Here is an 11,618-nt window from a genome sequence, read left to right as displayed (position 1 = left end):
CCGACACTGCGGTCAAGTCCCTTGTAGTGGTGTAGCGCTGCGTTCCTTCGCTTGGGTTGGTCAGGCGGTCAGTGCGGGCAGGTCATCAGCTCCGATCTCGGGTTGGGTGGTGGGCACGATGTTGACGCGGCAGCGGGCCAGGACTTCGAGTCCGAGGTAGCGGCGGCCCTCGGCCCATTCGTCGGTCTGCTCGGCCAGTACCGCGCCGACGAGTCGAACAATGGCTTCGCGCGTGGGGAAGATGCCCACCGCGTCGGTGCGGCGCCGGATCTCGCGGTTGAGCCGCTCGGCGGGATTGTTGGACCAGATCTGGGTCCACACGTCCTTAGGGAACGCGGTGAAGGCGAGGATGTCCGCGCGGGCGGTGTCGAGGTGCTCGTGGACCTCGGGCAGTTTCCTCGACGTAGTCCAGCAGTCGGTCGAACTGGGCGCGCACCGCGGGCGCGTCGGGTTGGTCGTAGACCGAGTGCAGCATCGCCTTCACCGCCGGCCACATCGACTTCGGCGTCACCGACATCAGGTTCGCGGCGTAGTGGGTGCGGCAGCGCTGCCAGGACGCGCCAGGCAGGTTCGCAGCGATTGCCTCGACCAGACCCTTGTGGGCGTCGCTGGTGACCAGCCGAACGCCGGACAGGCCACGGGCGACCAGGTCGGCGATGAACTCGTACCATGCCGCGCCGGTCTCGCTGGTGGCCACGCGCATGCCGAGGACCTCGCGGTGCCCGTCGCCGTTGACGCCGGTCGCGACCAAGACGACGGCGTTGATCACTCGACCGCCTTCGCGGACCTTCATCGTGAGCGCGTCAGCGGCCACGAAGGTGAACGGCCCGGCTGTGTCGAGGGGGCGGTGGCGGAACTGCTCGACGTGCTCGTCGAGGTCGGCGGCCATCCGTGAGACCTGTGACTTCGACAGCGAGTCGATGCCGAGGGTCTTGACGAGCTTGTCCATCCGACGCGTGGACACCCCGGCGAGGTAGCAGTCGGCCACGACCGTGATCAACGCCGCCTCTGAGCGCTTGCGGCGCTCGAGGAGCCACTCGGGGAAGTAGGTGCCCTTCCGGAGCTTGGGGATCACCACGTCGATGGTCCCCACGCGGGTGTCGAGGTCGCGGTGGCGGTAGCCGTTGCGCTGCGCGACCCGGCCCGGGGTGGGCCGGCCGTACTCGGCGCCCACGACCGCGTCGGCGTCGGCGGACAACAGCGCGTTGATCATCGTCTGCAGCAGCTGACGCATCAGATCAGGACTCGCCTCGGCGAGGGCTTCACCCAGCAGGCCAGCAGGGTCGACAATGTGTGGTGCGGTCATCGTGATGACTCCGTTCGAGGGTGCTGTGAGAGGTTCACTCGAAGGATCACGCGGTGGCCGCATCTACGTCTTCCGTACACGCCGGTGACGATCTCGGCGACCGCGCTACACCACTATCGGGGACTCAACTGACACTGCACTTCGTTCCCGGCAACCCCCTCCCCGGGTGCGGTGTCTCCGATGGCGTTCAGCGAGATGGATTTGCCACGGACGGTGCTGGGCCCAAGAGCTAACACACCTGAAACAAGAGAGCCGATCATGAAGACACTGCGCGCCGCACCGCGGCCGCGCTGGTCGCACCGCTCGCGCTGGCCGCGTGCAACGGACCGACCCCGCCGGCTGCGCTCGTCCTCGAGACTGGATCCCAGGGGCCCAGGGCCGCTGGTACCGCGACAACTACGCGACTATGCGCGGATGGACGCCGCTTGGAAGGCGAACGAGGACCTGAAGCCCCTCAACTTCGAGCTCACCAACTTGGAGGGTGTGCCGAGGTGGTCGGTGAGCCGGCCACGGATCCGCCGCGCAACCACGGCGACTAGATCGCCTTCGGTGGCGAGATGGACTGGCAGGGGCGCGGCAACCTCCAGCGCGAGGGCGAGCAGCGGCCACGCCGTCGTCAAAGTAGCCATCGAGTTCGTCGCCCCCCCCTCGAGCGCAGCTTGGAAACGAGGTGAACCCCTCACTCCACCGATTGAATCGGTAGCTTCCCGATCCGAGACCGCACTCGGCGGCGCGGCGCACCGATGGCGCTCAGAGGCCGACGTGCCAAACCTGTTAGCGACACCCCTCGAAATCCACCAGGAATCAGGTGTCACGACTCCGTGCAGGAATGGTCCGTCATCACACGAACTTGATAGATGGCTCCGACATTTGCGGCGGCGTGAAGTTCGGCCCGCCGGCGAGGTGTCTCATGGCCGGCTGGAACTGCAGACACGAAAGTGAGCGTTTCGGTGCCGACCATGAAGTCCCATCCCTTGCCAGGCGGCGCCTCCACTAGCTCACTCTCGGTTGCACCTTGGGCGACTAGTTCGGCGCGAAGGCTCCGACGCGCGGCTTGCCAGGACTGCGCAACGTGGAGTGACGCGACACCACGGACGTGAGCGACTGCCCGGACCTTCGCGGACCGTGGGGCGACGGCTTCAAGAGCGTTGGCAGTAGCTTGGGCTGCCGCCTCAAAGTCGTCGAACGTGGGCGTGGGGTGGTGTGGTGGCAGGCTGGTGAACAGGGCTGGGTCGACGATCTCGAGCTCATGGCCAGCCTTGAGCTTGATCGTGACAAGAGAGGCCAAGGAGTCATCGGCGATGTCGAACTCCAGGGTGACGAGCGAGTAATCGTCGTGCTCCCGGTCATCCTCGAGCAGTGCCCCTTGGGTGAGCACATCGCCGAAATCTGCATCCACGATGTCGACGAGGGCCGACAAGAGCGGGTGGCCGGGGGAGAGCAGTTCGGGCGGCGAGAGGGTGGGGGAGTCGCCGTTGAGAGGTTCAAAGGTGACCAAGTCATAGCGCAGCAGGACTCCTGCGCCGGGCGAGTCGCGCACCCGTTCGGGCACGTGCCGGATCTGCCACATGTCGCCGCGGATCGCGACGTCTCCGCGGAGCCGTGACATGGCTGTGAGGGTGAAGTCCCGGATCACAGAAGGTTGGAAGCTCGAAGCACGCGCCAGTTCCATCTCGCGCCTGAGGACGGCCAGCTCGGCTGCCGTCAGAGTGCTGACGGAGGCGGCCCGCTCGCGAACGGCTGACTCGAGGTCGGTGGAGACCCTGCCGAGTGCAGACGCGATCTCGGCTGCGTCCGCCCCCTCCAGTGCCCGCGAGAGAAGCTGGCCCAGGCTCGTGTCCGTCAACACCTGGCCCAGGACGTCAAAGACCTGGTCGCCCAACGCCTCGCGCTGCACCTCGAGCTTGTCGAGGAGCGTCCGGAACACGTCGCCTTCGCGGGTGTCCACCGCGACGAGGTTCCATAGGTGACAGATCTGCCGCTGACCAATGCGGTGAATCCGTCCGAAGCGCTGCTCGAGCCGGTTCGGGTTCCATGGGATGTCGTAGTTGACCATCAGGTGGGCAGTCTGGAGGTTCACGCCCTCACCGGCCGCGTCGGTGGCCAACAGAATTGAGCTGGCGGCTTCCTGTTTGAAACGGATCTGGGCCAGCCGCCGATCCGGCCGGCTAATCGCCCCATGAATGACCTCGATGCCGGTGGTGGGCGGCAGCAACTCATAGAGCCGCTCTTCGAGGTACTCCAAGGTGTCGCGGTGCTCGGTGAAGATGATGATCTTGCGACGGTCGCCGTGCTCGTCATACATCTGCGCGCTAGTCAGCAGACCGGCTAAGGCCTCCCACTTGGCGTCCACGCGGGCGCTCCGCACCCCTTCGGCCTTGTCCACGAGCCGTTCGAGTATGGCGATCTCGGTTTCGAGCTCTTCAAGAGTCCGGGCCGCCGTCGCCACCGACGCGGTGTCGTCCTCGTAGATCTCCGCGTCAGCCGGGCTTAGCTCGTCGACGTCCGGCAACTGGAGCCCCAGGCTCGCCGCGAGGGCGCCGGCGAGCCGGTCGTCAGCATCCCGGACGCGAAGGGCTTCCCCCTGCAGACGATCGCGTCGGCGGGCCAACGAGCGCAGGATCGCTTCGGGGGAGGAGGCCAAGCGTCGCTGGAGGACGAGCAAAGCGAAGCCGACGGTCCGTTTGGTGTCGTCGCCGGAGACCTTGTTCATCTCCTCGCGCACGTACTCGCTAACGTCTTCATAGAGATCATGCTCGAGCCCGGAGAGTCGGTAGGCGACGGTGCTGGCGCGGCGCTCGGGGAAGAGCCGCGAGCCATCGAGATGGACGAGCTGTTCCTTGACGAGGCGGCGCATCAAGCCGGCACTCGTCGCGTCGGTGACGTACTCCTCCCGGCCGGCCTCGCGGAGCAGCGACAGAAACAGCTGGAATTCCGCTTCCTTGCCGTTGTGCGGCGTTGCCGTCATCAGCAGCAGGTTGGGGCACAGGTCGCGCAGACGTTCGCCGAACTCGAAGCGCTTGGACTTGATGAGCTTGTTCCCCCACGTGCGGGCAGTCAGCTTGTGCGCCTCGTCGACCACCGCCAAGTCGTACGTCGAACCGGCGACGAGGTCCATCAGGCGCTGACTCCGCGCGAACTGGTCCAACCGCACGATCAGGTGCGGCAGGTGACGCAGTGGGTCCTCTGTACCCGCGTGTCGCCTGACTAGAGACGGGTCGAAGACCACGAACCGCAGCCCGAACTTTTCGCTCAGCTCGTCCTGCCACTGCTCCGCCAGGCTTCCGGGCACAACGATTAGGCAGCGATGAACCCAGCCGCGGGCCATCGCTTCCTTGATGAACAGGCCCGCCATCACGGTCTTGCCTGCACCCGGGTCGTCCGCTAACAAGAACCTCTGTGGATGGTTGCGGAGCAAGTGGTCGTAGACGGCCTGCACCTGATGTGGAAGCGGCTCCACGTTCGAAGAGGACACAGCAAGGAGCGGCGTGAGCATATGTGCGTGTCGAATTCGCACTGCCTCGATGGCCAGTCGGAAATGCTCGATGTCGGCGTCGAGGGTGGGCGCCGACGAGGCGACCGGTGCCAGCTCGAACAACTCGGCCTCAGACAGCATCCGCGATGCGACGAGGCCGAGGTCGTCGCGATAGCGGATGTAAGCCCCCGCACCCACCCGTGTGACTTCAACGATCTCGGCGACCTCGTTGCGCGTCAAACCATGGACACGTGTTCCCGGCAGCAGTAGCGCGAGAGGATCGCTCACGTGAGCATGCTCCGTTCTTCGGCGGCGGTCGGACTTGAAGGATATAAACGTGCAGAGCCTAGGGGGTTGAATGAGTCAGATCATGGTGGTCACCGGTGTGCATCTTGATCGGGGTTGGCCTGAGCTGGGAAGCGCCTGGGGCAACGCCTTGCGAGGCTGGTCGCGCGACGCGCTTGCGCAGGTAGTCGAGCAGGCGAGCCAGCGCGACCTGGAGGCCATCGTGGTGGTGGGCAACCTGATGGACCGGTCAACGGTGCTCCCGGAGACGGTGGAGTACGCCGCTGCGGTTCTCGGCTCGTTTCCCGGGCACGTCCTCATCGCGCCGGGGCCGCTCGACTGGCACGGTGACGGGGACCCGTATGAGCTCGGCGCCTGGCCCGCCAATATGCATATTTGGACGGACGCCGCCTTCCAGTCCGCGCCAATGATGCCCACGGTGTGGGGCAGCGCCTGGACGTCCCAATCCAGCCGGGCGCCGCGGCCCCCGAGGGAGGGGCTCGAAGAAGGGTTGCGCACCCTCGTGAGGGCTGGGCTGTCCGAGGGTGACCTCGGTGGACTGGTCGCTGGTGATCAGGCTGTCATCAGCGGAACGGCGGAGGGCTCGCAGATGCATGTCGTCGTGGACCTGGTTCGTGAGCCAGGCACCGCCGGGGGCTCGGCGCTTCTTGTGAACACCCGTGATCCCGGCGTCGGCCCTGAGGTCATCGGGTTGCAGGGGCAGCCAGGTTCGCTGGTGGAGCTCGACGTGACCACATTGGAGGTCCAAGAGGAGTTCGAGGCTGTGGTCAAGAGTGCGTGCAGTGGTGACGGACCCGTTCTGCTGCGCTTGTCGGGTGAGCTTCCATCCCAGATTCTCTTGCCCGGCTTCGGGGGTCCCGAGATCGCGCCGGATGTCGTTGTCGACGTGAGTGACCTGGGTTATGGAGCGGAGGTGCCCGATGCCTTGGATCGAAGCACCCGCGCGGAGTTCCTCCGTGCCATGGCCCTGACGCGCGGTGACGAGCGAGAACGCCACCAGACCACCGCGCTGGGCCTCAAGGCTCTGCGCGCGTCCACGACGGGGTCCTGACATGCACCTCAACGAAGTCCGAGCAACCGCTTTCGGTCCCTTCCGCGGCGCATCGCTGCAGTTGGCCCCCGGACTGAACATCGTGCACGGACCAAATGAGTCCGGTAAGTCGAGTTGGTTCGCGGCCATGTACGCCGGACTGGCCGGCCGGCGCAAGGCCCGGGGGCGGGGCACCATCACGCAGGCCGACTTCCGGAACAGGCACAAGCCATGGTCCGGGTCCCAGTGGAGCGCCGGCGTGACGGTGACACTCGACGACGGGCTTGTGCTCGCCCTCGAGCACGACCTCCACAAGGGCGAGTCCCGGGTGGTTGACTCCGCGACCGGCCTTGGCGTGCCGATTCCGGAGCTCGCGAAGCGCCTGGGCATCGACCTGACGACCGAATCGACTCTCGACGGCAGCCGGCTTCTCGGTCTGAACCGCGACTCAGCTCGCGCGACGATCTTCACCGGACAGGCCGATGTGCTGCGCGTGCTGGAGGACGCTGGGGCGCTGCAGGAATTCCTGGAGCGAGCGGCCACCAGCGAGGTCGCCGATGTGACCGCCGAGGGAGCGCTTGCTTGGCTCGCTGAACTGCGCAGTCAACATGTCGGATCCGAACATCTCGGCAGGAAGCCGCTACGGGCCCGCTCCGAGGCGCTCGCGCAGGCCCGAAATCTCAGCGGGGAGCGGCGAGACCAACTCGTCCGTCTCATGGACGTGATCGTCCAGCGACAAGGCATCGCGACCCAGCTGAGGCAGGCGAAGGCTGAAGTCGAGCGCGCCGAACGGATCGAGCGGTGGGCCGACATCCGGACCCTGCAACAGCGCATTCGCCAAGCAGAGACGCTGTCGAGCCAGATGGACTCGTCGGAGAGCGCAGGAACCGAGATCGACGAGGACCGCATTCGCGCTGCGACGATCGCCCTGGGCGCCTACGAATCCGGCACCGATGTGCCCTCACTGCCCGAGGGAGCGACCGCCGCCGAGCTCGAAGGCGAGATCGCGGCACTACCCTCACCGCCCGAAGGAGACCTGGAGCCTCGGAAGGAGATCCTGAACGCACGTGACGCACTGACTCGCGCGGCAACCGCTCTGCGGACACACGTCGACGGTGCTCCGGAGACCGATCTCGCTGTCCCAGTTGTGACCCTCACCGCCGACGAGCTCCGTACGCTTGCCGACACCCTCGAAGCGGACGTCCCTGTGGTCGACCCGCGGATGGCCGATGAGCTTGGGGCGCTGCAGCAGGCGGAGCGGAAGTCGGCGGAGAGCTATCGCGAGGCGCAGGTTGCCTACGAAGCGGCGCTCCGACGCAATGAGGAACGTCGCCGCGTCTACGCCCGGGCGGTCGAGGACCACGTCCGTCTGACCGCGGAGTTCGAGCGCGCGCAGGGCGAGGGCCTCGCTCGACACGGCGAGGCAATGCAAGCCGCCGCCCAGCAAGCGTCCGCGAGGAAGAAGCGCGCCGGCCTTAGCGCAGCAGGTGGCGCCCTGCTGCTCCTCGTGGGCGTCGTGGTTGCTGCAGCCGGTGCTCCCGTCGCCGGCATCGCCCTGGCTCTCGCTGGAGGCGCAGGCCTGATCGCCGGACTCGTGACCGGACGGCGGCCGCGGACACCTGCTCACAGTGCGGCCGGTGCTCTCGATGCACCGGACCGTCCCGCGCCACCGCGCCCACCCGATCTTCCGCAGCTTGAGGACGTCACAGCTCCGGTATCGCCACAGACCAACCCCCGAGCGCTGGACCTGCAGATTGAGCTGAAGGCACAGGAGAACGCTCTCCGTCAGCACCAAGAACTTCGTGCGGCCACTCGAGCTCGGCTACTGAACGAGTCCCTCGAGCCGGAGCCCGACGCCCTGCGTCAACTTGCGCGCGCGATCGACGACGCCGACGCGGCACGGTCACGACGTCGACGCCATGATGACGCAGAGCAATTCCTGCGCCGTGAGCGGGACAACGCCGTACGAGCGCTCGCGGTCGTGCTGGGGGAGGAGGTCGCCCAAGAGAGCACGGACGACGACGTCCTGCGGCTCGAGCGTGCGGTGGAGGTCTACTCCGAGGCTTGTCGACGGCGAGCAGTAACAGCGCAGGAGGCCGCCCGCCGCACCGATCTGACCGCGGCCCTTGCCCAACGTCGGCAGCTTGAGGATGACCGCACGGCCGCGGCGGTGGAGCGCGAACGCCAGGGAACCGCTGTCCTGGACTTCGTCAGAAGTCTCGGCGAGGGCGAGGCGGAATCCTCAGCCGAAACTGCTGCAACTCGACTGCGCGGATGGCTCACGGAGCAACAGCAGGGACGTGCCGAGCACGCGGCGCTCGCGCAGCTCGCGACGCGTCTCGACCAGGTCTTAGAAGGGCGAGCCCTGACGGACTGGCACCAGGACCTGGCCGACCTCATCGAGGCAACCGGCCCTGAGCCCGAGGAACTCCCCGCAGACGTGGAGTCATTTCGAACTCAGGTCACTTCGCGTCACGAGCTCCTGGTCAGCCGAGCGGGTGCTCTGGTTGGCCAGCAGGAGCAGCTGAGTCGCGGACTGGGATCGGTGTCCGAAGCCCTCGAGGACGAAGCAACCGCCGAACGAGCGCTGGCCGAGGTGCAGACGCTGCGAGCCTGCATCGACGCTGCGGTAGCGCAGCTCAACCTGGCCAGAGACCGGGCTCACGCGAACATCGCCCCTGCGCTCGAAGCTAGAGTCCGGCCACTGTTGCCGCGGATCACCGACGGCCGGTATCTGGACGTCATGGTTGATCCTTCCGACCTCGACGTGAAGGTCACCGAGGCCACGGGAGTCGTACGTGAAGCGCGCCTGCTCTCGCAGGGGACCATGGAACAGATCTTCCTGCTGCTCCGCATCGCGCTTGCCCAAGTCCTTGGGAGCGGGCACGAGAAAGCACCACTCATCCTCGATGACGTCACGGTTCAATCGGATCAGGGCCGCACGATCGCCATCCTGAGGATGCTTCACGAACTGAGCGTCGAGTGCCAGGTCGTGTTATTCACGCAAGAGCAGGAAGTCATTGAGTGGGCGAAAGCAAACATGACCAGCCCTCGGGACCGAATAGTCGACCTGGCCGAGCTTGCGGCTTCGTCGAAGTGATCGTTCACCGCGGGTCGCGATGTCCGGCGGCTCGGCGTGCTGGACGCCCGCCGCGTGACTCGGGGGGTGCGGACCGCACACCCAGAAGGGTTGAGGTGACCCGGCGCATCGGCGTCGTGCGCCGCTGTAGGGGCTCTCTCTGGGGCGGTTGTCACCCGTCGAGACGATTGTTGGAGGGCTCGGATTGGGCTCGCTTTGATTCGCAAGGGCCCGCAACCGAGTGACGCCACCATTCCCCGAACCGCAACGCCGCAGGTCTGGCGCGAGTTTGGCTCATGACCGCAGTCGATCGCACAAAATTGCGTCGCGCTCAGGATCATCGGCCTCTTCCCGATGATGCACCACGTCGACTGCGTGACGACGATGGAGCAACCGGTTCTGATCCGCGAGGAGACGGCTGGCGGGGAGCTGTGGCGAAAGTCCGTTCAGTCGCGTCCTGCGCGATGGTGTCTTCCAGCGTCAGGGACGTATTTCGTACGTGCCGCCCCAGCGCGGGCACGCGTTCAAGGGACTGCCCCGACTCTCACGAGCCGGCCACCGAGAAGCGAACGCAGCGCTCTACCGTGCCGTGATCGTGAGGATGCGTTTCCACCAGCCGACCATCGACTACGTCGCTCGCCGCACCACCGAAGGCCCGTCCAAGCGCGACATCCTCCGGTGCCTCAAGCGCTGCCTCGCCCGCGAGGTCTACCAGGCCGTGATGACCGACCACCGCTCCCGCCAAACCGCCACGCGGAAAATTGAGCCAGCGATGTCTTGACCTATAGGGGCGTCTGCGACTTTCGGGAAGCAGGTCCCCGTTTGTGGCCCAGTGACAAGCAGTCCTAGGTGGGAGCGAAACCGGTCCCCGCACTCGGCACCGCCGGAAGCGACCGCTAGCCTCCGGCCGTGCCTGAGCGATCCGTGAACCCTCGGCAATTGGGCGTGCTGAAATGGGTAGTCGCCGGATGCCCAGACGGCGTCATGACAGATAGCACCTACAAGACGACCGCAGTGGCGCTGAAGGGGAGGCGGTTGATCGAGATCAGCCGCAAAGGCGGTATCTGGCGAGCAACCGCCACGCCCGCGGGGCGCTACTTCGCCGAGCACGGCGCGTACCCCGAGAACCACTGGGCAGCCGCGAGCACGGGGCGTTCGACGGTGCCAGGCCACACGCGGCCGCGCCGGGAGGCTTCGGCGTCGACACCGGTGCACCTGTCCAAGGTCACGTCGCCAAAGACGAACCCAAAGACCAATCCCGCTCTACGGCCGGTGGACCAGATGATGGCCGACTTGGTGGAGGCGGGCGGCACGCTGAAGGTCTCAGCGCCCCGAGCCGGCTACTGGGAAGGTCTCGCCGCGTCTGCTACCCGGTACTGCAAGGTGCCTGAGGGCCAACTGGTGCGTGTCGAGCGAGGCGCTACGTGGGATGAACGAGTGCTGCGTCTGGTCGACCAGCCGACTTGGATGACGGCCGTCCTGGAGCGGGTTTCGGTCTCGCAGCACCAGCGCAAGCCGCACCCCGTCGTCGCTCGTCTGCGTGATGACAAGGACCGCCTCAAGATGAACACGGTGGTGCGTTCGCGGGCTCTGCGCATCCTCGACGCGTTGGCCAAGGAGGCAGTCGCGCGTGGACATCAAGTAGCGGCACCCGTGCCTGCGGGCGGCTACCACCATGCCAAGGGGCACTTGAAGATCACCGTGATGGTCGCCGACGAGGAGAGGGACACAACCGAATCGGAGTCAGTAGTCGTTGCCGACTCGCCTCGCCCTCACCAGCAGCGCGTGCACGAGCACCCCTACACGCTGGTCCTCGATGAATCGAACGACCGGGTGCCGCACGTTCCGACGGCGGCCGAGTTGCGCGCCAAGGAGCGGTACTCCTGGAAAACCATCCCCTCCCACGACCAGGTGCCTTCGGGCCGACTGCGCATCAAAGTGGTCGAGGGCTGGAAGGTCAGGCAGCAGACGTTCGCCGACACCAAGACCACGGACCTGACGGAGCGCCTCGCAGAGGTGCTTCAAGAGCTGGAACTGCGCGCGGATGCGGCGGAGCGGCTCCGACGCCAGCGCGAGGAGGAAGCCGCCCAGCGCCGCCACCAATGGGAGCAGATGCGTGACGAGGCTGTGGTCCAAGTGCGCGAACAACACCGCGCTCGCGTGCTCCTCGGACAGCTAGACGCGTGGCGCCGCGCGCGGGAACTCGATGACTACCTGCTTGCGATGACCGAGCTCGTTGCGGCGCAGCCGCCCGCCTCTAGAGGGGAGGCCGCTGACTGGCTCCAATGGGCGAAGGCGTACCGAGAGCGTCTTGACCCACTCGGTACGCCGATAAGAATGCCCGCGGACCCGGCCATCACACCCGAGGTGCTGAAGCCGTTCATGCGCGGCCGGTCGCCGTACGGTCCGTAATGGGCCGACG

General features: G+C 66.5%; 5 protein-coding genes and 1 pseudogene. 4 read left to right on the top strand and 2 right to left on the bottom strand.

Features of this window, described 5'->3' with window-relative positions; all coding sequences use genetic code 11:
* Nucleotides 1–60: 60 nt before the first annotated feature.
* Nucleotides 61–1,306: pseudogene (locus tag ACYU7L_RS01065) on the bottom strand (IS256 family transposase).
* 811 nt (nucleotides 1,307–2,117) lie between these two features.
* Nucleotides 2,118–5,069 (bottom strand): helicase-related protein, encoded by a 2,952-nt coding sequence (locus ACYU7L_RS01060; RefSeq protein ID WP_460793331.1) that lies wholly within the window; start codon nucleotides 5,067–5,069, stop codon nucleotides 2,118–2,120.
* A gap of 70 nt (nucleotides 5,070–5,139) precedes the next feature.
* Between ACYU7L_RS01060 and ACYU7L_RS01055 the strand changes: the two genes are divergently transcribed.
* The 4 genes from ACYU7L_RS01055 to ACYU7L_RS01040 all read left to right on the top strand — a co-directional run bounded on the left by ACYU7L_RS01055 (nucleotide 5,140) and on the right by ACYU7L_RS01040 (nucleotide 11,608).
* A complete protein-coding gene (locus tag ACYU7L_RS01055) occupies nucleotides 5,140–6,138 on the top strand; it encodes a hypothetical protein (protein WP_460793330.1) in 999 nt (332 codons plus the stop codon).
* A 1-nt stretch (nucleotide 6,139) separates the two neighbouring features.
* On the top strand, nucleotides 6,140–9,217 hold the full coding sequence (locus tag ACYU7L_RS01050) for an AAA family ATPase (protein ID WP_460793329.1): 3,078 nt from the start codon (nucleotides 6,140–6,142) through the stop codon (nucleotides 9,215–9,217).
* 574 nt (nucleotides 9,218–9,791) lie between these two features.
* On the top strand, nucleotides 9,792–9,977 hold the full coding sequence (locus tag ACYU7L_RS01045) for a hypothetical protein (RefSeq protein ID WP_460793328.1): 186 nt from the start codon (nucleotides 9,792–9,794) through the stop codon (nucleotides 9,975–9,977).
* Nucleotides 9,978–10,105: 128 nt separating this feature from the next.
* On the top strand, nucleotides 10,106–11,608 hold the full coding sequence (locus ACYU7L_RS01040) for a hypothetical protein (RefSeq protein WP_460793327.1): 1,503 nt from the start codon (nucleotides 10,106–10,108) through the stop codon (nucleotides 11,606–11,608).
* Nucleotides 11,609–11,618: the final 10 nt, after the last annotated feature.

The sequence above is a fragment of the Nocardioides pacificus genome (genome assembly GCF_054775955.1).
The sequence above is the reverse complement of the archived record's forward strand: the minus strand, read 5'-3'. Positions and strand labels throughout refer to the sequence as shown.